The organism is Cupriavidus sp. BIC8F (genome assembly GCF_032465815.1).
Lineage (GTDB): Bacteria > Pseudomonadota > Gammaproteobacteria > Burkholderiales > Burkholderiaceae > Cupriavidus > Cupriavidus necator.
Map to the genome: position 1 here is coordinate 1,250,777 of NZ_CP136095.1, position 22,666 is coordinate 1,273,442.

Consider the following 22,666-nt stretch of genomic DNA (forward strand, 5'->3'; position numbering starts at 1 on the left):
CTGTCGGATCAAGTGGTGGCCGCGGGCGTGTTCGCTCCGCTGTCGTTCATATTCGCGGGCGTCATCTCGTTCGCCTCGGCAGGCATCCTGATCCGGTACCAGATGGCATACATCGCTGGCAGGAACACCAGCGTCAGCACCGTGCCGGCGAAGGTGCCGCCGATCAGCGTGTAAGCCAGCGTCCCCCAGAACACTGAATGCGTCAACGGTATAAAGGCCAGGATAGCCGCCAGCGCGGTCAGGATCACTGGCCGGGCACGTTGCACCGTGGCTTCGACAACAGCGTCGAACGGCGCCAGTCCCGCGCGCTTGTTCTGGTGTATCTGCCCGATCAGGATCAGGGTGTTGCGCATCAGGATGCCGGACAGTGCGATCAGGCCGACCAGGGCGTTGATGCCGAATGGCTGCCGGAACAGCAGCAAGGTCGGGACTACGCCGATCAGTCCCAGCGGGCTGGTGGCAAGCACCATGACCATGGCTGAGATCGAACGCACTTGCAGGATGATGATCAGCAAGGTCAGGGCAAGCATGATCGGGAACAGCGGCAGCAGGGCCTTGGTGGCCTTGTCGGATTCCTCGGTGGCGCCTGCCTGCTCGATCCGGTAGCCGGCCGGCAGCCTGGCGATGATCGGTTGCAGTTGCTGCTGGACGGCCGCGGACACATCGGGTGGCTGCAGCCCCTCGGCGATGTCGCCGCGCACCGTAATGGTAGGCGTTCGGTCGCGCCGGCGCAGGATCGGGTCTTCCATACGCACGTCGACGGTGCCTGCCTGCGAGAGCGGAATGCGCTGTCCTGCCGCACCGATCAACGTGAAGCCGGAAATCTTCTCCGGGTCCAGGCGTATGTCTCCCGCGGCGCGTGCAAGGACCTGCACCGAGCGAATGTCCTCGCGGACTTCGGTGACCGGCAGGCCATTGAGGAGAAGCTGCAATTGTTGGGCGACGCCGCTGGAAGTCAGGCCGACGGCCTGCAGCCGATCCTGCTGCAGCGTAAAGTGTAAGGCGGGCGCGCGCGGTCCCCAGTCGGTATTGACGGTTCTCATCAGCGGGCTGGCATCCATCACCCGCCGCACGTCCGCCGCAATGGCACGCAGCTTGTCCGGATCCGGCCCCGCGACGCGGAATGCCACCGGGAAGGGCGAGTAAGGACCGAATACCAGTTGATTGACGCGCACGCGGGCCTCCGGCGCCAGTCCGTCTGCGATCGCCTGGCGCAGCCTGAGCTTCAGTGCCTCGCGTTCGTCCTGGTTCGCAGTCCGCACCACGATCTTTGCAAACGAGGGATCCGGCAGCTCGGGCGACATGGCGAGATAAAACCGGGGCGCGCCCTGGCCGATGTAGGCCGTCACGATCTTCGCTTCTGCCTGCCTGGCGAGCCACGCTTCCACCTTGGACGTGGCCGCGCTGGTCTGGGCGATGGAGGTGCCATAAGGCATCTGGACTTCGACCAGCACCTCGGGGCGGTCGGAAGTCGGGAAGAATTGCTTTTTCACCAAGCCCATGCCCAGCACGGACACCACAAAGCTGCCAACCACGACGGCGGCCACGATCCATTTGCGCTGGATGACGCGCCCTAGCAGGCGTCGGAAGCGGTTGTAGTTCAAGGTGCCGTAGATGGCGTCGTGGCCGCCTTCGGCCTTGCCGATCTCAGGCAGCATCTTGACGCCCAGATAAGGCGTGAAGGCGACGGCGACGATCCAGGACACGACCAGTGCAATGCCCACGATCCAGAACATGTTGCTGGTGTATTCGCCGGCCGTGGAACGGGCAAAGCCGTTGGGCATGAAGCCCACCGCCGTCACCAGCGTGCCCGACAGCATCGGCGCGGCAGTGTGGCTCCAGGCATAGGCGGAGGCGGCAACGCGGCTGTAGCCTTCCTCCATCTTGACCACCATCATCTCGATCGCGATGATGGCGTCGTCCACCAGCAGTCCCAGCGCAAGGATCAGCGCGCCCAGGGTAATGCGGTCAAAGTTCTTGCCAGTGGCCGCCATGACGACGAACACTGCGGCCAGCGTCAGCGGCACAGCCGCTGCCACGACGATGCCGACGCGCCAGCCCATGCTCAGGAAACACACCGCCAGCACCACGAGCAGGGCGACAAAGAACTTGACCATGAACTCATCGACCGATGCACTGATGTTGACGGACTGGTCAGTCACTTTGGTCAGGCTCATGCCCAGCGGCAACGCTTCATTGATTGCTGACACTTCCATATCCAGCGCCTTGCCCAGGTCCAGGCCGTTCCAGCCGTCGCGCATGACGATGCCCAGCAGCAGTGCGGGCTCGCCATTGTTGCGGATCAGGAAGGTCGCCGGATCCTCATAGCCGCGTTCAACCGTGGCGACATCCGAAAGCTTGAGCGTCCGACCCTGCGCCACCACTGGCGTGTCCCGGATCTTCTGCAGTTTGTCGAAGGCGCCGTCGAGGCGAATGAAAACCTGAGGACCCGAGGTGTCGATCGAACCGGCCGGCGTGAGGGCGTTCTGGCTGTTCAGGGCGGAGAAGATGTCCTGTGGCGAGATGCCCAAGGTGGCCAGGCGATCATGGGAAAAGGAAACGAAGATACGTTCGGACTGTTCCCCGATGATGTTCACCTTCTTCACACCCGCGACATGCAAAAGGCGCTGCCGCAGCGATTCGGCGTCGCGGACCAGCACCCGCTGTGGCTCGCCTTTTGCCTTCAACGCAAACAGGGCGAAGGTCACGTCCGAATACTCGTCGTTTACGATTGGGCCGATCACGCCGGCAGGCAGGCTACCCGACTCGTCCCTGAGCTTCTTGCGCGCCTGATAGAACTCTTCATGGACCTCCGAAGGCGGTGTGCTATCGAGCAGGGTCACTGTGGTGAACGCCAGGCCAGGCCGCGTGTACGTTTCCGTGCGGTCATACCAGCGCAGTTCCTGCATGCGCTTCTCCAGCCTTTCCACCACCTGGTCCTGCATTTCCTGTGCCGTCGCTCCCGGCCAGGCTGTGATGACGGTCATGGTTTTCACCGTGAAGGCGGGATCTTCCGCCCGGCCCAGCTGGAAGAAGGCGATAACGCCTGCCAGGGACACCAGGATGATCAGGAACAGCGTGACAGACCGTTCACGGACAGCGAGTGCCGAAAGATTGAACCCACTCATTGCTGCACTCCATGACCGGGAATAGTGTTGGCTCCGCTTCCGTTTGCTGCGATGCGGACCTGCTCGCCTTCGTGCAGAAGATGGGCGCCAAGGGCAACGATCCGGTCCCCGACCCTGAGTTCACCCGCGACACGCGCGGCGTCGTCATCCAAACCGCGGACCGTCACCTGGCGCCAGGTGACGCGGTTGAGTTTTTCGTCCAGCACCCACACGCCAGGACCTTTGCCCGAATCGAAGAGGGCACCGATCGGTACCTGCAGATCGACTTGCTTCGATGGGCGGATTTCCGGAATCTGGAGGGTAACGGTCGCGCCGAGCGGGGCCTCGGCCAGCGCGCCTTCGAGCACGTACCTTGCTTCGTAGGTGCGGGTCAGCCGGTCCGCCGAGTCGGAAAGCTGCCGGAGTTTCGCCGGTACGGTCAAGGTGTCATTGCCGTATAGCGTCGCCTGGCTTGCGGAACCCACCGGGGGCCGGAGGGTTTCCGGCAGGTGGACGATGGCTTCGCGGCGGCCGGCATGCGCCACGCGTACCACGACCTGGCCGGCGTTGACGACTTGTCCGGCATCGGCCAGCGTCTCCACGACTACGCCGTCGGCGTCAGCGAGCAAAACCGCGTAGCCAGTTGCATTGCGTGCCACATCGGCCTGGGCTTCCGCTGCGTTGAGCTGTGCCCTGGCCGACTCCGCCGCGGCCTTGATCTGGTCGTAGGACGAGGCCGATACGGCGCCGGACGCGACCAGGTCGCGATACCGGGCCTCATCCTCCGCGGTTTGCCTGGCCCGTGCCCGCGCGGCGACGACGGCCTCCTGCTGTGCGTGCGCCGCCAGCTTCAGGTCGTTCGGGTCGATGCGCATGAGCGGCTGACCGTGCTTGACGGTCTGGCCGGTATCGACCAGCCGCTCCAGCACTTTGCCGGAGACACGAAAGCCCAGGTCGCCCTGGACCCGGGCGGCAACGGTTCCGGTGAATGAACGTGTCGTGGCGGCGGGGTCCTGAACGGTCCCAATTCTGACCAGCGGCGGCTGGCTGCGCGGATCGGGGGGCGCTGTATCGCCGCACGCGGCTAAAACGAGGGGCAACACGCACGCGGCGGCGGATGAGGCAATTCGGCGCTGAAGCATAAGGTCCTCTCAAGCGAGACTGGACCTGAATTATTGTTTCAGTGACCAATTTAGTCAATGGTCACAAGCGATTGTGCTTGCGATGTGCGTCTTAAGGGGCAAGGCTGCGCAGTATCAGGCCGGAAAGCTGGACGTGGGCTTCCGCAGCAAGATCGAGGTTGTGCTGTAGCAGCAGCGGATCAATGTAAGGGCGCATGACGAGATAGATGCTCTTGGCGGTCTCGTCCAGTGGTGTCTTGCGCTCGAACTCCCCGGACTTGCGTCCTTCCAGAACAATCCGCATGACCACTTGCTTGATGTGGTCCTCATAGTTGAGAACAGGCTGCCACCGCTCCTGGGCTGCGGCCGAAGCAATGGCGTAGAGTTTGCGGTCCTGGAAGAACAGGCGAACGCCGGCCTCCACCAGGGCCTTGAACAGACGCCGCAGACGTTCCGACGCGGTCGGGACGTCGGCAATGGCTGCATCGACCTCGTCCGTGATAGCGCACAGGCAGTTCGCGCAGATCACTTCCCCGATCGCCTGCTTGGAATCGAAGAACTTGTAGATGTAAGCCTTCGAAAAGCCGATCGCCTTGGCCAGGTCGGAAACCGTCGTCTTCTCGTAGCCATACAGGCTGAAGTGCTCGGTGGCCGCCTCCACGATCTGGGAGCGGACATTATGGTCGGCGGGCCCTCGGGACGGCAGGGCAGTGGGTGTGGTTTCAGTCATGCAGCGAGCTTAACGCGCCAGATAGCTGTTGACAACCAGTGACCATTTTATAATATAGTCACAACTTCCTGTTCGCCTAGGCTTCCGTGATACCCATGCTCACCCATCGCTTTCTTGCCCTGCTGCTGAGTGTCGGCGTATCGACGGGTTGCGCCGTCGGCCCCGACTACAGACAACCTGATGCCCCGCTCCCCGACCGCTACCTGGGCCAGTCCGGCGTTGAACAGAGGCGCGCGTCATCCTCTGCCGAGCTCGTCACGTGGTGGGAAGGATTCGGCGATCCGCTGCTGACCCGGCTGGTGTCAGTGGCATTGGATCAGAACCTGGACCTGGCGCAAGCGTCGGCGCGCGTCACCCAGGCACGCGCGGGGCTCGGCGTGGCCAATGCGGCCTTGCTTCCTTCGGGCAGCGCCAGTGCGCAGGCGGCCAGAAACTATCAGTCGATCGAGACGCCCCTTGGGAAGCTGCTCGATGCAACGCCTGGCTTTGACAGGTATGGGAACAGCTACGAGGCCAATCTCGGCGCGACCTGGGAACTGGACGTATTCGGTGGGCTGCGCCGTGGGCGGGAAGCCGCCCTGGCGGAGTACCAGGCATCGACTGCGGGCGCGACCGCGACGCGTCTCGCTGTGGCCGCGCAAACTGCGGATCTCTATATCACCGTGCGCGGACTGCAGTCCCGCATTGCCATCGCCAGGCAGCAAGTGGAAACCCAGCAGAAGCTGCTCTCGACGGTGAGCCTGCTTTACAGCAAAGGGCTTGCCGCCGAACTGGAGGTACGACAGGCCGAAGGCGCTCTCGCTCAGGTCCGCGCGACCGTCCCGGTGCTGGAGACAGGCTTCGATGCAGCGTTGAATGCGCTGGACGTAATGCTTGGTGTTCCGCCCGGCACGTATCGCGCCGAACTGGCCGGCCCTAAAGCGATTCCCGCCGCACCGCAGCTCGCCGGAACGGGCTCGCCGGCGGATCTGCTGCGACGCAGGCCCGATCTCATCGTCGCGGAGCGCCGACTGGCGGCGGCGAACGCACGAATCGGTGTAGCCATTGCGGAGTACTACCCAAAATTCTCGCTCAGTGCCCTGTTGGGCAGCGCCACAACCGTAGCCAGCGGGAACCTCTTTTCCGCGGGCGCAAGCCAGGCAGCAGGCGTGCTGGGCTTGCGCTGGCGTCTGTTTGACTTCGGCCGCATCAATGCACAGATCGAACTGGCCCGAGGGCAGGAGGCAGAAGCTCTGGCGGCATACCGTCAGGCTGTGCTGCGCGCGACCGAGGATGTCGAAAATGCCTTCTCCGCGCTGATCAAGCGTGAAGATCAGGCAGGCACGCTGGCACAAGGCGAGACCTCGCTGACCCAGGCGCGCAATGCCTCATTTGCCGCCTACCAGAAAGGCGTGGTCCGCTTGATTGAGGTCTTGCATGCTGACGAGAGTCTTCTGCGGACGTCCGACGCCAGAGCGCAGGCACAGACCGAATCAGCCCGCGCCGCCGTGGCGGCATTCAAGGCGCTCGGCGGGGGGTGGGAACCGGCAGCTGCCTTATAGGGCAGTACCGCTTCAGTTGCCGGTTTTCTGGTAGTCGCGCACTGGCGTTAGAAACTCCAGCGTGCGTGGTGCTTTCAGCAGATCGGCCAGCACCGCCTCGTATTCGCGCCGGTAGGGCGCTTTCAGGTGGTGGTCCCTGAAATGCTGCTCGCTGCAGGCCCAGTTCTCATAGAGAACAAGCGTGTCAGGATCTTCGAGCGAGCGGTGCAGATACGTGTTGATAAAGTCCGGCTCCTTCGACATCTGGTCGAGAACATAAAGCAGTTTCGACTCGAGCTCGGCGCGCCGCTCGGGCTTGCCCGGCAAATGGACGATAAAGGCAATGGATTGGTTCATGGTACTGCTCCAGGCAGGATGGGCCAGCCCATGCGCGGACCGCGCTCACGGCGCGGCGCGTAGAGGCAATGACTTACAGTTGGCTCATGCCACCGTCGGCGATGATTTCGGTACCGACGATGAAGGCCGATTCCGGCGCCGACAGATGCAGCACCGTCGACGCAATCTCGGCCGGCTGGCCGAAGCGGCCCAGCGGGATCTGGCTCTGGATCTGCGCGGCGGTGGCCGACAGGGTGTCGGCTTCCAGCCCCAGCTTGCCGTACAGCGGCGTCGTCACCGGCCCGGGGCTGACCACATTTACCCGGATGCCCGAGCTGACCAGCTCACCCGACAGGGTCCTGGCCAGCGAGATCACTGCTGCCTTGCTGGCGGCATACACGGAAGACATCGGCATGCCGATGCGCGCATTGATCGAGCCGTTCAGCACGATCGACGTGCCCGGGTTCAGCAGCGGCAGCAGCGCCTGGATCTGGAAGTAGGCGCCCTTCACGTTGGCGTTGAAGGTGGCGTCCCACAGTGCCTCGTCCACATCGGCAACGGCGGCAAACTTGGCAATGCCGGCGTTGATGAAGACGACGTCCAGGCGGATGCCGGCGTCGGTCAGCTGGCGAGCCAGGTCACGCGCGGCCTGCACGGTGCCGGTTTCGTTGCGGATGGCGATGGCCTCGTTGCCGAGCGTGGCGCGGGCGACTTCCAGTGCCGCTGCGTCGCGGCCGGTGATGACCACGCGGGCCCGTTCCTGGGCGAATGCCTGGGCAGCCGCCAGGCCGATACCGCTGTTGCCGCCAGTGACCAGAGCGGTCTTGCCTTCGAAGCGATTCATGATGTCCTCCAGTCGGGAAAGTTGAACTTGAACAATCGCGTGACTGGAGTGTGGGCGCTGGCCTCCGCTTTGCCATACGATCAATCCGACGAACACGTTCGAAGGAGTCGCACATGTTGTCGGAAGACGAATTGGCCCTGCTGGAGGCCATCCGCGAGGCCGGCAGCCTGTCGCGCGCGGCGGCCAGGCTGGGCAAGGCGCCGTCCACGGTGTCGCACGCCGCGCGGCAGCTGGAGCAGCGCTTCGACGCACTCCTGTTCGACCGCCGCCGCTACCGCCTGCAGTTGACGCGTGCCGGCGAATTGCTCACAGAAGAAGCCGCCCGACTTGCGCAGGATGTCGCGCGCGTCACACAGCGCGTGCGGCAGGTCGCCAACGGGTGGGAGGACCGGTTGTGGATCGTGACCGACGAGCTGATGGAATTCGAGACCCTGATGCCGGTCATGCACGCGTTCGACGCGCAGGAATCCGGCGTGGCGCTGCGCGTCACGCACGAGGTGCTGGCCGGCACCTGGGAAGCTCTGCGGGACGGCCGCGCCGACCTGGTCATCGGTGCCACCAATGAGCCGCCCGCCATCCCTAACCTGGGGTGGTTCGAGCTGGGCGTGATCGAATGGGCGTTTGCGGTCTCGCCCCGGCATCCGCTGGCGGCCGCCCGCCAACCATTGACGCGTGAGGAGATCGCCTGCCATCGTGCCGTGGTGGTGGCAGATTCATCACGCCTCACCGGCGGCCGCGCTTACGGCATGGTGGGCGGACAGCGCTTGCTGGCCGTGCCGAGCATGCGAGCCAAGACCCTGGCGCAGCGCGATGGCCTGGGGATCGGCTGGCTGCCCAGGCACCGGGTCGGCTCGCTGCTGCAGCGCGGCGAACTGGTAGAGAAGCGCACCGCCGACCCGCGCGAGCCCAACACGCTCTACGTGGGCTGGCGCGGCGATCACGAAGGCCGCGCGCTGCAATGGTGGCTGGAGCAGTTGCGACGGCCCAGGCTGGCCAGGCTGCTGGTGCGGGGCGTCGACGCCTACGCGTAGCTGGCAGGGCAGCGTCCTACCACCTAAAGTAGCTTGTGGCTTTGCGGTACCAGGCAAGGAGAATCGTGATGGCTCAAGGATTCGACGCGATCATCATCGGCACCGGCCAAGCCGGCCCCGCACTCGCTGCGCGGCTGGCTGGCGCCGGCATGAAACTGGCCGTCATCGAGCGCGCGCGTTTCGGCGGCACCTGCGTGAACACCGGCTGCATTCCCACCAAGACCCTCATCGCAAGCGCGTACGCGGCCCAACTGGCGCGGCGGGCTGCCGAGTACGGCGTGACCATCGGCGGGCCGGTCGCCGTCGACATGAAGCAAGTGAGGGCACGCAAGGACGAGATCTCCGGCCGTTCCAGCAACGGAGTGGAACAGTGGATGCGCAGCCTGGGGAACGGCACGGTCTATCAGGGTCACGCCCGCTTCGAAAGCGCGCATAGTGTGCGGGTCAACGGCGAACTGCTGGAAGCCGACCGGATTTTCGTGAACGTCGGCGGCCGGGCCCTGGTTCCGCCCATGCCCGGGCTGGACCAGGTGCCGTACCTGACCAACTCGAGCATGATGGAGGTGGATTTCCTGCCGGAGCATCTGATCGTCATCGGCGGCAGCTACGTGGGTCTAGAGTTTGGCCAGATGTACCGGCGTTTTGGGGCCAGGGTGACCGTTGTCGAAAAAGGCCCGCGCCTGATCCAGCGCGAAGACGAGGATGTGTCGCAGGCAGTGCGGGAGATCCTGGAAGGCGAGGGGATCGAAATCCGGCTCAATGCCAACTGCCTGAGCGCGCGCAGGGAAGGCGATCACGTTGCCGTCGGGCTGGATTGTTCGGACGGGGCGCGCGACGTCCACGGCTCGCATCTGCTGCTGGCGGTTGGGCGCGTGCCCAACACGGAGGACCTGGGGCTGGACCAGGCGGGGGTCGAGACCGACGCTCGTGGTTATATCCAGGTAGACGAACAGCTGCGCACCAATGTTCCTGGCATCTGGGCGCTTGGCGATTGCAATGGCCGCGGTGCGTTCACGCATACGTCATACAACGACTATGAGATCGTCGCCGCCAACCTTCTCGACAACGATCCCCGCAAGCTGACGGACCGCATCGCGGCCTATGCCATGTTTATCGACCCTCCGCTCGGCCGCGCCGGCATGACGGAAGCAGAAGCCCGGCAATCCGGACGCAGGCTGCTGGTCGGCTCTCGCCCCATGAGCCGCGTCGGGCGAGCTGTGGAGAAGGGCGAGAGCCAGGGCTTCATGAAGGTCGTGGTCGACGCCGATACCCGCATGATCCTGGGTGCCGCGATCCTCGGCTTGACCGGCGACGAGGTGATTCACTCACTGCTCGACATCATGTATGCCAAGGCACCCTATACCACCATCAGCCGCGCGATGCACATCCATCCGACGGTGTCCGAGCTGATACCAACGCTGCTGCAGGAGCTGCGGCCACAGGCCTAGGTACTGCCTCCTTCAGAGCAGTTTGCACGCCTCGTCGAATTCCAGGCGGGGGCTGCGCGGAAACAGCTTGGCAGGGTCGCCATAGCCCAGGTTGCACAGGAAGTTCGATTTCACGTGACTGTCCGCGAAATATTCGAGCTGGAAGGCATTGTCCTTTGGGTCCGCGGGAAAGAATTCGTGATCGACCTTGGCATTGTCGAAGCCGGACATCGGCCCGCAGTCGAGCCCCAGCGAGCGGGCGGCGATGATGAAGTACGCGCCCTGCAGGGAACTGTTTCGCCTCGCGGTAGTTAGGGCGAGCTCCGGGGTATCGGAGAACCACGAGCGTGCGTCCGCGTGCGGAAACAGCTTGGGCAGAAGTTCGTAGAACTTGACGTCATAAGCGATGATGGCGGTGACCGGTGCGGCCATGGTCTTTTCCACATTGCCCGGCGCCAGCGCGGGCAACAGGCGCTGCTTGGCCTCTGGGGTACGCAGGAACAGAATGCGCGCGGGAGAGCAGTTGGCGCTGGTCGGCGCCCATTTCATCAAGTCATAGAGCTGCCGCAGGGTTTCGTCGCTCACGGGCTGGTTCAGCCATGCGCTGTGCGTGCGAGCCTCGCGAAAGAGCAGATCCATGCCTTCTTCACTCAAGCGCTTGTTCATGGTTATCTCCTGAAAACGAAATGGGACCACGCGGCTGCCCGGCCGGGGGCGCCGCTTCTGTCTAGCATAGGCAGCGCCGCTCGCCGATGCGCCGCCGGCTTTCGCACGGATCCGCAGGGCTTGTCCGCGCCATCGGCATGTGCCAGCGCGGGCAGGGGCTCAGGTATCCGAAAAGCCGCTTTGGCACGCCGGGCGAAACGCGCAGTGATCCGATCGAAGTGACGATTGCCGGCCCTGGTGCTCGGGGCGATACTGGCGAACACTTGGCGCACCTGTGCCACGAAAAATGGGGGAGCAATGGGCGAGAAGACAAAAGCTCGTACAAACACATGCGCCGCGCGCGAGTCCCCCTGCACCAGCTACCCATCAGGGTGGTGCGCGGCCGTCGCGCGCCTGTCATTGTGAAACCACTCGTCTGCGCTTGCCTGCCTGGCTTCCTCAAGCTGGCCGGGCGCGCGACGCATCGGTTCACGTAGCAAATGGCAGGAGTCATCACCATGGAAACCTCAACCCCCAGCGGAAATCCCTTGCAGGATCTTTCCGCCAACCTGGCAGCCATTGCCGAGCGCGTCGGCCAGAGTGTCGTCGCGGTGCACGGGCGGCATCGCTTTCCCTCCACTGGAGTCATCTGGCAACCCGGCGTGGTGGTCACGGCCGCGCATACGCTCAGGCAGGAAGACGGCATTGACGTCACCCTGGCCGATGGCCGTACCGTGGCGGCCGTCCTGGCGGGACGGGACCCTGGCACCGACCTGGCCGTACTGAGGCTCGATGGCGTGGAGTTGAACCCGGTCGAGACCGGTGATGCGCGTGCCCTCAAAGCGGGCCATCTGGTGCTCGCGGTGGCGCGAGTGGACCGGCTCGGCACCAGCGCGGATTTCGGCGTTGTCGGCACTGCCGGCGGTCCATGGCGTACCTGGCGAGGCGGGCAGTTCGACGCCTTCGTGCGGCTTGACGGCGGCCTGCGCCCCGGTTTCTCCGGAGCGGCCCTGGCGGATATGCAGGGGCGGGTCATGGGCCTGTGCACATCGGCGCTCGCGCCTGGCGCTGGCATCCTGATACCGGCAGCGACAGTGGCGCGTGTGAGCGGCGAACTGGTAAGCAAAGGGCGTGTCTCGCACGGCTACCTTGGCGTGGGCACGCAGCCGGTGAACCTGTCGGAGACATGGATGACGAAGCTGAATCTGGCGTCCGGGCGCGGGCTGCTGGTGGTATCGCTTGCGGCGGACGGGCCCGCGGAGCAAGCCGGGGTGCTGATCGGGGATGTGCTGGTCGAACTGGATGGCAAGCCATGCCAAGACATGGACGACGTCCATGCCGCGCTAGGCGGCGACCGCATCGGGCAGTTGCTGAAGATCGGGCTGATCCGGGGTGGCGAGCGCAAGGAGTGCTCGGTCATGGTGGGCGAACGCCAGCAACGGAAGTCGTGCGGCTGAGATTCATGCAAGCCGTCCCATGCCGGATGCCAGGATGACACCGATGAGCCCGATCAGGGTCGCCGTGGTCGCCGCCTCGCCGCAGGCGCGCGCAAGCCTGCAGGCGCTTGTCGAGGCGGCGCCGGCGCTGGATTTCGCAGGCAGCGCTGCCGACGCCGCAGGGATCGCCGACCGCTTTGCCGGGGACGTGCCGGATGTGGTCGTGGTCGAACTTGAGCCGCAGGCCGGTGACCTGCCAGCGCCGGAGGCGGGCCGCGATCCCGCAGCGCCGGCGCTGGTCCTGCTCACCGACGAGACGGACAGCGACTGGGTCCATGAGGCGCTGGGAGCCAGCGCCACGGCACTGCTGCCGCGCGACGCGACGCCCGGCGAAATCATCGCCGCGATCGAAGCTGTGGTCGCGGGACTTTGCGTGCTGTCCCCAGAGATCCTCGCCAGGCTGCTGGCGCAGCGCAGGGCACCTCGCCAGACGGCATCCGCGGCTCTGACCGAAACGCTCACCCCACGCGAGCTTGAAGTGCTGGCCATGGTCGCCGAAGGGCTTGGCAACAAGGAAATCGCGCGCCAACTCGACATATCGGACAACACGGTGAAGTTCCACCTCTCCGCCATTTTCGGCAAGCTCGGCGCAAGCAGCCGCACCGAGGCTGTATTGCAGGGCATGCGGCACGGCCTCATCATGGTGTAGGAGCCTCAGCCCGGAGTCACATCACCAGCGCGCATCAGAGGAACGGCGAAATGTTCGCCATCGCGCGCGTCACGTAGGCCTCCTTCTCGCCCACTGGCGCCACATAGTCAATCGCGCTGCGTGCCGCCTCGACGCCTTCCAGACGGGCGATGAACCAGGCGGCCAGGTACTGCGACGCCAGGCACCCGCCGGCGGTTGCAACGTTTCCCTTGGCGACAAACGGCTGATCGAGCACGGCCACGCCGGCCTCCACTACCCATGGCTTGGTGTTCAGGTCCGTACAGGCCGGAACGTCGTTCACCAAGCCCAGTTTGGCGAGTATGAGCGTGCCCGAGCATTGCGCGCCCAGCAACTGGCGCTTCGGGTCGAGGCGGAGTTGCGACATCAGCGCGGCATCGGCGACGACGTCCCGGGTTCGTATCCCACTACCCACCAGCACAGCGTCCGCGTTGCATGCGTCCTCCAGCGATGCTTGCGCCTCCATCACCACACCATTCAGCGAACGCACCTTGGCCGCCGGACTGGCGATCGAAACCCGCCAGCCGGGCCGTCTGACCCGGTTGAGGATGGCGAGCGCGATCAGCGAGTCGAGTTCGTTGAAACCTTCGAAGGTCAGGATGGCGATGTGCATGGGGGGCCTCGTGGGAGTGGAGACGTTGGATTGCGCCATCGTAGAGCCGACAGTCAGTACATTCAAATAATTGTTATAGATACGCTCAGGCTGTGTCCTGCGGGTCCGCAAACGTAGCCATTCGCAGGACCGCTTCCCTGAGCTCCGACCTGAGTTGCGCAACCAGCTCCGCGGCCGGCAGGGACCTGGCCAACGGCGCTGCCTGCCCGGCCCACTGCGCTGCGTACTCAGCGCTCCCCGCGGCCTTGGCTGCGGCGTGGAGCGCCTTTCCCGCGTCATAGGCGATCGGGTAGTCCGGCACCGGAGGTGCGTCGGCGGCGATGCCGAGTGCCGTGAGCCGGTTGGTGAAGCCCCTGGCAGCGCGGCCCGATATGGCGCGGGTGAGTGTAGTCGCGCGCGGTTGGGGTGCAGTCAGCGCCGCGCGATAGGCGGCATCGGCAGATGACTCCGGGCAGGCGACGAATGCCGTGCCAAGCTGGGCGGCTTCCGCCCCGAGAGCCAGCACCGCGGCAATGCCTGCCCCGTCCATGATGCCGCCCGAGGCAATCACCGGAAGTTTCGTGCCCTGGACCAGAAGACGCACCAGAGCCAGCGTGCCGAGGCCTTCGTCGTAGTCATCGGTGTCGAAGGTGCCGCGGTGTCCGCCAGCTTCGATGCCTTGCGCGACGATGGCGTCCACGCCGGCGGCCTCTATCTGGCGGGCCTCCTGCAGGGACGTCGCACTGGCCAGCAGCACAATGCCGGCCGCGCGCAGCGCGTCAATTTTCTGCTGGGACGGAAGGCCAAAATGGAAGCTCACAACCGCTGGCTTTTCTTCCAGCAGCATCTGGAACATGGCGTCGTCGGCCACGAAACTCTTGTAGATTTCGCGCAAGCTGGCGGGTGCTGTCCCGCCGTGCTCGGCAAATTGCGCGGCGAGGTAGCTGAGCCAGGCCTGGTCGCGCGCCGCATCGGCTTTGGCCGGGGCGTGGCAGAACAGGTTGACGTTGAATGGCTTGCCGGTCAGCGCTCTTGTCTCGTGGATTGCCTTGCGCGCGGCTTGCGCGTCCATTGCCCCGACGCCAAGCGAGCCCAGCCCGCCGGCCTCTGACACGGCGGCAGCCATGGCCGCTGTGCTGACACCGGCCATGGGTGCCTGGATGATGGGCGTGGAAATGCCCAGGATCGAAAGAAGGTTGCGGCGGTGGCTGGAGGGCCTGGAAGTGTCCATGAGAGTCTCTTTCTCTTTGAAGTGCGGGATTCCGCTCGGGAAATGATCGAAGGCGACGCTGTATCGGAGGGTATCGAGCATGCCATGAAATCTGGCGGCGTGAGATGTTGCTGCGGCTTCGCAAGGCATTGTTCATCGCGCGACGCATCCGGACCTGTCGGTGGGGAGCAAGGTGGCCTACCGCGCGCGCCCCGCATTGGGTGCCTGGAATACCCGGCAACTATCGACTAGCTTGAAAGCCTTGGGCCGCTTCGATGGGGCATCATGATGAAGAGGATCACAGGGCGCCTGGCCACGATTGTCTCCGTGGGTGTAGCAGCGGGCCTTTTCGCCGCAAGCGGCGCGTGGGCCTCTGACATCGTCTGCAAGCCAACTGCGCGCGAATCCCCCGTGCGCTGCAACAACCCGGATGGCTCCGGGGTGAGATGCAATCTTGCGACGGACGAGGCCGGTCCGCGGGCGCGCCCGCGGCATCTGATCTGCGATTCGTCCAGGCTGTCAGAGCGCTACGAGCGCATCTACGCCGAGCAGCAGAGGATGCTGCGCAAGGGCAGGATCCTGGACTCGGACATCGCGGCGTGGCGCAGCCGGCGCGATGCCTGCGACTCGGTACGCTGCCTGGAAAGCATGTTTGCCAAATTCTGGCGGGAGCGGGATTCGATGCGAGTCGCACCGGGCCGTTCCGACTCCGCGAATCAGGCTGCAACGCCCAGGTCGATCCCGGCCAGCCAGGAGGCGGCGCCGCCGCCTGCGGCGGCTTCCGCACAGGCCTCACAGGCCCCACAGGCCCCACAGGCCCCACAGACCTCTACGCAGATCCCTGCGCCGCCGCAGCGCATGCAAGAAGCGCCGCCGCCGGCAGTGCCGCTTGCCATGTCGGCCGGACCGGAACCCGTCGAACCAACACGGCCGACGGCTCCCGCTGTCGAAGCGCTGCCTGTCTGGCAAGGCACCCCAGCGCCTCCCGTTGCCGAGAACAAGAACAGCAGCCCAGCCAAGCCCTATCCGGCAGCCCTTGCCGTGGAGAGCCTGCTTTCCGGACTTGCCGTGATGGGCGCGGGTTTCCTGTGGACGCGCCGTGCCGCGCGCGCCCAGGAGCGGACGCGTTTCGCCATCCCGGCGGCGGTGGTGGTGGTCTATGGCTTGCTGCTTGTGAATGCGCTGCTGCTGCCGTTTACGCTTGCCGTGAAGTGAGGACACCGCATCTTGAGCAGGCAGTGGCCATCGGGGCCCGGCGCGCAGCAGCTACGCATGGATACGCCCTGCGCCGGCGTTCAACGCCCTTTGAAAATCGGGTGCCGGGCGCAAACCGACAGCACGATGCGCTCAGACTGCGCCAGGTAATCGTTAAGGGCTGCGGCACACTCTGCGAGCTTGCCCGATTCGAACAACTGCAGGATGTGCTGGTTCATCTCGACATATGGTCCATGCAGGAATTCCGGGTCCTGCAGCATGCCGAAAGCCAGGCGCAGCTCGGCGAGCAGGTGGGAGAACATCACGTTCAGCCGCTCGCTGTCGGCCAGTTCCACGATGGCCATATGGAACTCCATATTGGCGGTGCCCGCGCCTTGCCAGTCGCCGCGGTCGCGGCAGCGCAGTCCCGTTTCCACCGCTTCGCGCAGGTGCTTCCTGGCCGGATGGCTGGGGTAGGCCTGGGCGATGGCCTGGCACTCGATCATGCGGCGCACGCGGTAGATGTCGATGATGGCCGCGATGCTGGGAATCGCCACGGATACCCCGCGGTTGGGTTCGTGCTTGAGCAGCCCTTCCTTGGTCAGCACGCGAAAGGTCTCGCGCAAGGTATTGCGCGAGATCTGCAGGCTCTCGCTAAGCGCGGCTTCCGACAAGCGCTGCCCGGGCGCGAATTCGCCATGCACGATGCGCTGGCGAATCTGCTCCGTGACCCGCTCGGCCAGATTTCTTACGTCAGTACTGGATGTCATGTTGGCTTGCGTCGGGGCGACAGGTTCCGGCATGCCCCGTGCGGGATGTTATCTCACTTTGTTGAACAATAGGCACAAGATTGGTGCGAAGGATGCCCTGCAAACGTGACTTAGGTGTATACCACGATCGAACAGCAAGCCATATTGTTCAACAATAAGTCATGGTGGTTGAGTCATACGTGCATATAAATGAACATGGCATGTGTTTTGCTAAACAGCGGTCGGGGTGCAGGGCCGCTGAATAGCGGTCTTGCTCGCTACCGGAACTTCGTCGTGAAGACAGCGCGACGAGCCTTGTCCACGCTTTGTCCTTATCCATAGTGAGCGCAACCATGTGGCTTAAAGAAACAAACCAGGCGGAGCGCAAGACGCTCTTTGCCGCCTTCGTCGGCTATGGGGTCGATGCCTTCGACTACATGATCTACACCTTCATGATCCCCACCTTCATCCTGGTGTGGGGCATGACCAAGGCCGAGGCGGGCTACATCGCGACGGGCGCGCTCATCAGCTCGGCCATCGGCGGCTGGCTGGCCGGCATCCTGGCCGACAAATATGGTCGCGTGCGGATCCTGCAGCTGACCGTGCTCTGGTTTAGTTTCTTTACGTTCCTGAGCGGCTTCACCCAGTCCCCCGAGCAACTGTTCCTGACCCGCATGCTGCAAGGCCTGGGCTTTGGCGGTGAATGGTCGGTCGGTTCCTTGCTGATCGCCGAGATGATCCGGGCCCGCCACCGCGGCAAGGCGGTCGGACTGGTGCAAAGCAGCTGGGCCATCGGCTGGGGCCTGTCGGCGATTGCATTCTGGGCGGTCTATGCCATGTTCGAGCAGCAATACGCATGGCGCGTGCTGTTCTGGGCCGGCGTGCTGCCGGCGATCTTTATCCTGTATATCCGCCGCAATATCTCCGAGCCCGAGGTGTACCAGGAAACCAGGGCCAAGCTGGCCCGCACCGGGCAAAGCAATAACTTCATGCTGATCTTCAAGCCCGGCGTGCTGCGCGTGACGGTGCTGGCAAGCCTGCTGGCGACCGGCATGCAAGGTGCCTACTACTCGGTGACGACCTGGTTGCCCACCTACCTCAAGATGGAGCGCAATCTCTCCGTGCTCAACACCAGCGGCTACCTGATGGTGCTGATCGCCGGGTCCTTCGCCGGCTACCTGACCAGCGCCTGGCTATCCGACCGCCTGGGGCGCCGGCGTTGCTTCATGCTGTTTGCGGTGAGCGCGGCCTTCCTCGTGATCTGCTATACGCAGTTGCCGATCACCGACGCTGCCATGCTGGTGCTGGGTTTCCCGCTGGGATTCTTCCTGTCCGGCATCTTCTCGGGGATGGGAGCGTACCTGACGGAGCTGTATCCGAGCCATATCCGCGGCTCCGGCCAGGGCTTCTGCTACAACTTTGGCCGTGCGGTCGGTTCCGTATTCCCGGCCATGATCGGGCATATGAGCGCATCGATGTCGCTGGGTGTTGCCATCGGCTATCTCGCCGCCGGCGCCTATGGGCTGGTCGTCATCGCCTGCCTGCTGTTGCCGGAAACGCAAGGGCGCGAACTGCTCGCCGAAGGCGAAGCCGAGGCTGCGCATTGATCACCCGCCAACACGGCCAGACCTCCGAGCACTGCAGACCTGACACTATGCAAATCCACCTCCTGGAGCTCGACGGCGTAAAGATTCGCGCGTTCGCCTGATCCAAGACACTGGAGCAACACTCATGCAAGATTCCGCACTGGAACGCGCCCGCATCGCCGCCGTGAACGCCGCGCGCGAAGCGCGCGCAAGCTACCGTGCCGGCACCGTACAGCCTACCGCCGGCATTGCACCGGGGATGACCCAAGCCAACATGATCGCGTTGCCGCGCGACTGGGCCTGGGACTTCCTGCTGTACGCGCAACGCAACCCCAAGGCCTGTCCCGTGCTCGACGTGATCGAAGCGGGTGCACAGCAGACCGTGCTGGCGCAAGGGGCGGATATCCGCACCGACATCCCGCTGTATCGCGTGTGGCGCGACGGCAAGCTGGCGGAGGAGGTGGCGGATGCCACGCCCCTGTGGACTGAGCACCCGGATCTGGTCACCTTCCTGATCGGCTGCAGCTTCACCTTCGAGACGCCGCTGCAAGAGGCAGGCATCGAGGTGCGGCATATTGCCGACGGTTCCAACGTGCCGATGTACCGCACCAACCGCCAGTGTCGCCCGGCTGGCCGCCTGCATGGCGAGATGGTCGTGTCCATGCGGCCCATCCCTGCGCATCGGGTTGCCGATGCGGTTTCCATCAGCGGACGCTTCCCGTCGGTGCACGGCTCGCCCGTCCATGTCGGTGATCCGGCCGCGCTGGGCATTGCCGACCTCGCCAGGCCTGACTTTGGTGACGCCGTGCGTATCGAGCCAGGCGAGATCCCGGTGTTCTGGGCTTGCGGCGTCACGCCCCAGGCGGCCGTGATGGCGTCAGGCGTGCCGTTCGCCGTGACGCATGCGCCGGGCCACATGTTCATTACCGACGTGCCAGACAGCACGTATCACGTTTAGGACCTCCGGGTCATTGCGGAGCTCGTTTTGCGTTTTCTGCCCGTCACTTCGAATGCACTGCTGGTGGAACTGGCCGACCTGGACCAGACCCTGGCCTTGCTTGCCTCGCTGCAGCGCGATCCCCTGCACGGCGTGGCGGAGCTGGTGCCCGCCGCGCGCACCATCCTCGTTCACTTCCGCCCATTGGCCACCAGCGCCGCCGCGCTGGTACGGGCCATTGCCGCGCGCGACCTGTCGCAGCGCGTCGAGCGCAGCAATATCCTGGTCGAGATTCCGGTGCGCTATGACGGCGAGGACCTGGCCGAGGTGGCCCAACTGCTTGGGATCACGCCCGCGGAAGTGGTGCGCCGCCACACCGGCAGCGAATACACCGTTGCCTTTACCGGCTTTGCGCCAGGCTTTGCCTATCTCAGCGGCGGCCATCCCAGCTTCGACGTGCCGCGCCGCAGTACGCCGCGCACGCGCATTCCCGCCGGCGCCGTGGGCCTGGCGGGCACCTTCAGCGGCGTGTACCCGCAGGCCAGCCCGGGCGGCTGGCAGATCATCGGCGTCACCCCCGTGGCCATGTGGGACCTGAATCGCGAACAGCCCGCGCTGCTGCAGCCCGGCTATCGCGTGCGGTTCATCGACATCGCCACGCTCGATGGCGTGCTCGATACGGGCAGCGCCATCGCCGCCGGCGCTCCGGCGCGCCAGCCGTTGCCGACGGACAAGGCGCCTGCTGCCGCGGCGCTGAAGGTGAAGGCCACCGGGCTGCAGACCGTGTTCCAGGACCTGGGCCGGCACGGCCAGGCTGGGCAGGGCGTCTCGGCCTCGGGTGCGATGGACCAGGCCGCCCTCAAGATGGCCAATCGCCTGGTCGGCAACCGCAGCGACGGCGCGGCGCTCGAGACCGTGGGCGGCGGCCTGCAACTGCAGAGCATGGGCGAGACCGTGCTGGCTGTCACCGGCGCCGATGCGGCGCTGACGGTGCGCACTGCCGATGGCCGCCAATGGAACGTCCCGAACCACCAGGCCGTGGCGCTGGCCGATGGCGACACGCTAAGCATCGGTCAGCCTCTTGCCGGCGCCCGCAGCTATGTGGCTGCACGCGGCGGGTTTGCCGTCGCGCCGGTCCTGGGCAGTTGTGCGACTGACACCCTGGCCAAGGTCGGCCCCGCGCCGCTGGCCGTGGGCGATGTGCTGGACCTGCTGCCCGCACCGGCCGGCGCCGTGGTGGGCACCCCCGGGTTGCCTGCCGCCGACCTGCCCACGGCGGAGCAGGACGTCGTGCTGGACGTGGTGCTCGGTCCCCGCACCGACTGGTTTAATGCCGAGTCCGTGGCGCGCCTTGCCGCGCAACGCTGGCAAGTCACCCCACAGTCCAACCGCGTGGGCCTGCGCCTGGCCGGCGAGGTGCCGCTGGAGCGCGCCATCACCGGCGAGCTGCCCAGCGAGGGCACCGCCCTGGGTGCGTTGCAGGTGCCCCCAAGCGGCCAACCCGTGCTGTTCCTGGCCGACCACCCGCTGACCGGCGGCTACCCCGTGATCGGGGCCGTGGCGCCTTATCACCTGGACCGCGCCGGACAGATTCCGGTTGGCGCCTGGCTGCGTTTCAACCCGGTCGGCGCCTTCGAAGAACTTCAACCGTCAGAACTGCAACCGTCGGCGCAGCGACCGCCTGCCGCCTGAGCGCACAAGCCCCAACCGAGATTTGCCATGAAGAAAGTCCTGATTGCCAACCGTGGCGAGATTGCCGTCCGCATCATCCGCGCCTGCGCCGACTACGGAGTCGGGTCGGTGGCCGTGTATGCCAATGCTGATATCGACGCGCTGCACGCGCGGCTGGCCGACGAGGCCTACGGCCTGGACGGCGACCGTCCGGCCGACACCTACCTGAACATTCCCAAGCTGCTCGAAATCGCCCGACGCAGCGGGGCAGATGCCGTGCATCCAGGCTATGGCTTCCTGTCGGAAAGTGAAGCCTTTGCCAAGGCAGTGATCGATGCCGGCCTGGTCTGGATTGGCCCGTCTCCCGCCACGATTGCCCGGCTGGGCGACAAGGTGGAAGCGCGCAAGATCGCCTTGCAGGTTGGTGCCCCGCTGGTCGCCGGCACGCCCGACCCGGTCGCGGACGCCAGCGAGGTACTGGACTTTGCCGAGCAGAACGGCCTGCCGATCATCATCAAGGCCGCCTTCGGCGGCGGCGGCCGCGGCATGAAGATCGCATGGCGCATGGATGAGGTTGAAGAGCTGTACGCCTCCGCCGTGCGCGAGGCTGTCACTGCCTTTGGCCGCGGCGAATGCTTCGTTGAGCAGTTCCTCGACAAGCCTCGCCATATCGAAGCGCAGGTACTGGCCGACCAGCATGGCAATGTCGTGGTGCTGGGCACGCGCGACTGCTCGCTGCAGCGCCGCAACCAGAAGCTGGTCGAAGAAGCCCCCGCGCCGTTCCTGACCGACGCGCAGCGCGCGCGTATCCACGCCGCCGCCCGCGACATCTGCGCGGCGGCCAACTACACCAGTGCCGGCACCGTGGAATTCCTGCTCAGCGCCAGCGGCGCGATCTCCTTCCTGGAGGTCAACACCCGCCTTCAGGTGGAGCACCCCGTGACCGAGCAGACCACCGGCGTGGACCTGGTGGTCGAGCAATTGCGCGTGGCGGATGGCTTGCCGCTCTCCATTACCGAAACCCCGGCGCCGCTGGGCCATTCGATCGAGTTCCGTATCAACGCCGAGGACGTGGGCCGCGGCTTCCTGCCCACGCCCGGGCCGGTGCTGCGCTTCGATGCTCCGTCGGGCCCCGGGGTGCGCGTGGATTCGGGTGTGCAGTCGGGCTCGGTGGTCCCCGGCACATTCGACTCGCTGATGGCCAAGCTCATCGTGACCGGTGCCACGCGTGAACAGGCGCTGGCGCGCGCACGCCGCGCGCTGCGCGAGTTCCGCATCGAGGGTGTGGCGTCGGTGCTGCCGTTCCACCGTGCGGTGATCGACCACGCAGATTTCCTCGGCGCGGATGGCTTCAGGGTCCACACGCGCTGGATCGAGTCCGACTTCGCCGAACCGCTGGCGGCGGCCACCCGTGCCGAGCCCCAGCACGATGCCAGCCTGCTGCGCACCGCCATCGAGATCGACGGCCGCCGCATGGTGCTGGGCTTGCCGGCGCAGTTGCTGCGCGGCCTCGCCGACGCGCCCGGGCAAGGCAGCGCCGCGGCGCCGGGCCAGGCCGCCGCTACCGACCCGGCCGACCTGCCGTCCCCGATCGCCGGCACCGTGCAGACCTGGAAGGTGGCAGTTGGCGACGAGGTCAAGGAAGGCGATCTGATCGCCGTGATGGAAGCAATGAAGATGGAGATGCAAGTCCATGCTCATCGCGGCGGCCGCGTAACGTGGCAGGCGGCCGCAGGCACTTTCCTGACGGCGGGGACGCGACTGGCCAACATTGTGTGAATTCACTAAGAATGCCGGCCAAAG

19 protein-coding genes are annotated in these 22,666 nt (G+C 65.3%); 10 read left to right on the forward strand and 9 right to left on the reverse strand.

Going from position 1 to position 22,666, the window contains the following annotated elements; all coding sequences use genetic code 11:
- Window positions 1–8: 8 nt before the first annotated feature.
- From RS901_RS25935 to RS901_RS25945, 3 genes are all read right to left on the reverse strand, one after another.
- Complete coding sequence (locus tag RS901_RS25935) at window positions 9–3,128, reverse strand: efflux RND transporter permease subunit (protein ID WP_316157004.1); 3,120 nt, start codon at window positions 3,126–3,128, stop codon at window positions 9–11.
- On the reverse strand, window positions 3,125–4,249 hold the full coding sequence (locus RS901_RS25940) for an efflux RND transporter periplasmic adaptor subunit (RefSeq protein WP_316157005.1): 1,125 nt from the start codon (window positions 4,247–4,249) through the stop codon (window positions 3,125–3,127). Before RS901_RS25940 ends, RS901_RS25935 begins: the two co-directional genes overlap by 4 nt.
- Before the next feature lie 91 nt (window positions 4,250–4,340).
- A complete protein-coding gene (locus RS901_RS25945) occupies window positions 4,341–4,958 on the reverse strand; it encodes a TetR/AcrR family transcriptional regulator (protein WP_316157006.1) in 618 nt (205 codons plus the stop codon).
- A gap of 95 nt (window positions 4,959–5,053) precedes the next feature.
- Between RS901_RS25945 and RS901_RS25950 the strand changes: the two genes are divergently transcribed.
- Complete coding sequence (locus RS901_RS25950; protein ID WP_316157007.1) at window positions 5,054–6,499, forward strand: TolC family protein; 1,446 nt, start codon at window positions 5,054–5,056, stop codon at window positions 6,497–6,499.
- A 12-nt stretch (window positions 6,500–6,511) separates the two neighbouring features.
- Here RS901_RS25950 and RS901_RS25955 read toward each other — a convergent pair whose 3' ends face one another.
- Both RS901_RS25955 and RS901_RS25960 read right to left on the reverse strand, forming a co-directional pair.
- Window positions 6,512–6,835 (reverse strand): antibiotic biosynthesis monooxygenase family protein, encoded by a 324-nt coding sequence (locus RS901_RS25955; RefSeq protein WP_316157008.1) that lies wholly within the window; start codon window positions 6,833–6,835, stop codon window positions 6,512–6,514.
- Between the two features lie 73 nt (window positions 6,836–6,908).
- The gene (locus RS901_RS25960; protein ID WP_316157009.1) at window positions 6,909–7,658 is read right to left on the reverse strand and encodes an SDR family oxidoreductase; all 750 of its coding nucleotides are present in this window, start codon (window positions 7,656–7,658) and stop codon (window positions 6,909–6,911) included.
- Between the two features lie 113 nt (window positions 7,659–7,771).
- Between RS901_RS25960 and RS901_RS25965 the strand changes: the two genes are divergently transcribed.
- Together RS901_RS25965 and RS901_RS25970 are read left to right on the forward strand one after the other, a co-directional pair.
- Entirely contained in the window at window positions 7,772–8,689 is a 918-nt protein-coding gene (locus RS901_RS25965) for a LysR family transcriptional regulator (protein WP_316157010.1), read from the forward strand.
- 68 nt (window positions 8,690–8,757) lie between these two features.
- Complete coding sequence (locus RS901_RS25970) at window positions 8,758–10,137, forward strand: FAD-containing oxidoreductase (protein WP_316157011.1); 1,380 nt, start codon at window positions 8,758–8,760, stop codon at window positions 10,135–10,137.
- Window positions 10,138–10,149: 12 nt separating this feature from the next.
- Here RS901_RS25970 and RS901_RS25975 read toward each other — a convergent pair whose 3' ends face one another.
- Window positions 10,150–10,782: a malonic semialdehyde reductase gene (locus RS901_RS25975; protein WP_316157012.1), complete on the reverse strand. Its 633-nt coding sequence runs from the start codon at window positions 10,780–10,782 to the stop codon at window positions 10,150–10,152.
- A 497-nt stretch (window positions 10,783–11,279) separates the two neighbouring features.
- On the opposite strand from RS901_RS25975, the gene RS901_RS25980 reads away from it, so the two are divergent.
- Complete coding sequence (locus tag RS901_RS25980; RefSeq protein WP_316157013.1) at window positions 11,280–12,218, forward strand: S1C family serine protease; 939 nt, start codon at window positions 11,280–11,282, stop codon at window positions 12,216–12,218.
- 43 nt (window positions 12,219–12,261) lie between these two features.
- The gene (locus RS901_RS25985) at window positions 12,262–12,906 is read left to right on the forward strand and encodes a response regulator transcription factor (RefSeq protein WP_316157293.1); all 645 of its coding nucleotides are present in this window, start codon (window positions 12,262–12,264) and stop codon (window positions 12,904–12,906) included.
- Window positions 12,907–12,940: 34 nt separating this feature from the next.
- Here the strand turns inward: RS901_RS25985 and RS901_RS25990 are convergent, their stop codons facing one another.
- Window positions 12,941–13,537, reverse strand: a complete 597-nt coding sequence (locus RS901_RS25990; RefSeq protein ID WP_316157014.1) for a DJ-1/PfpI family protein — start codon at window positions 13,535–13,537, stop codon at window positions 12,941–12,943.
- Window positions 13,538–13,622: 85 nt separating this feature from the next.
- Window positions 13,623–14,747 (reverse strand): nitronate monooxygenase, encoded by a 1,125-nt coding sequence (locus tag RS901_RS25995; RefSeq protein ID WP_316157294.1) that lies wholly within the window; start codon window positions 14,745–14,747, stop codon window positions 13,623–13,625.
- 537 nt (window positions 14,748–15,284) lie between these two features.
- On the opposite strand from RS901_RS25995, the gene RS901_RS26000 reads away from it, so the two are divergent.
- The gene (locus tag RS901_RS26000; protein ID WP_316157015.1) at window positions 15,285–15,941 is read left to right on the forward strand and encodes a hypothetical protein; all 657 of its coding nucleotides are present in this window, start codon (window positions 15,285–15,287) and stop codon (window positions 15,939–15,941) included.
- Window positions 15,942–16,021: 80 nt separating this feature from the next.
- Here the strand turns inward: RS901_RS26000 and RS901_RS26005 are convergent, their stop codons facing one another.
- Entirely contained in the window at window positions 16,022–16,690 is a 669-nt protein-coding gene (locus tag RS901_RS26005; protein ID WP_041228672.1) for a GntR family transcriptional regulator, read from the reverse strand.
- 332 nt (window positions 16,691–17,022) lie between these two features.
- Between RS901_RS26005 and RS901_RS26010 the strand changes: the two genes are divergently transcribed.
- The 4 genes from RS901_RS26010 to RS901_RS26025 all read left to right on the forward strand — a co-directional run bounded on the left by RS901_RS26010 (window position 17,023) and on the right by RS901_RS26025 (window position 22,642).
- Entirely contained in the window at window positions 17,023–18,276 is a 1,254-nt protein-coding gene (locus tag RS901_RS26010) for an MFS transporter (RefSeq protein ID WP_316157016.1), read from the forward strand.
- 124 nt (window positions 18,277–18,400) lie between these two features.
- The gene (locus tag RS901_RS26015; RefSeq protein ID WP_316157017.1) at window positions 18,401–19,213 is read left to right on the forward strand and encodes a putative hydro-lyase; all 813 of its coding nucleotides are present in this window, start codon (window positions 18,401–18,403) and stop codon (window positions 19,211–19,213) included.
- Window positions 19,214–19,240: 27 nt separating this feature from the next.
- Window positions 19,241–20,884 (forward strand): 5-oxoprolinase subunit PxpB, encoded by a 1,644-nt coding sequence (gene pxpB, locus RS901_RS26020; protein ID WP_316157018.1) that lies wholly within the window; start codon window positions 19,241–19,243, stop codon window positions 20,882–20,884.
- 27 nt (window positions 20,885–20,911) lie between these two features.
- Complete coding sequence (locus RS901_RS26025) at window positions 20,912–22,642, forward strand: acetyl/propionyl/methylcrotonyl-CoA carboxylase subunit alpha (protein ID WP_316157019.1); 1,731 nt, start codon at window positions 20,912–20,914, stop codon at window positions 22,640–22,642.
- The last annotated feature ends 24 nt before the right edge of the window (window positions 22,643–22,666 follow it).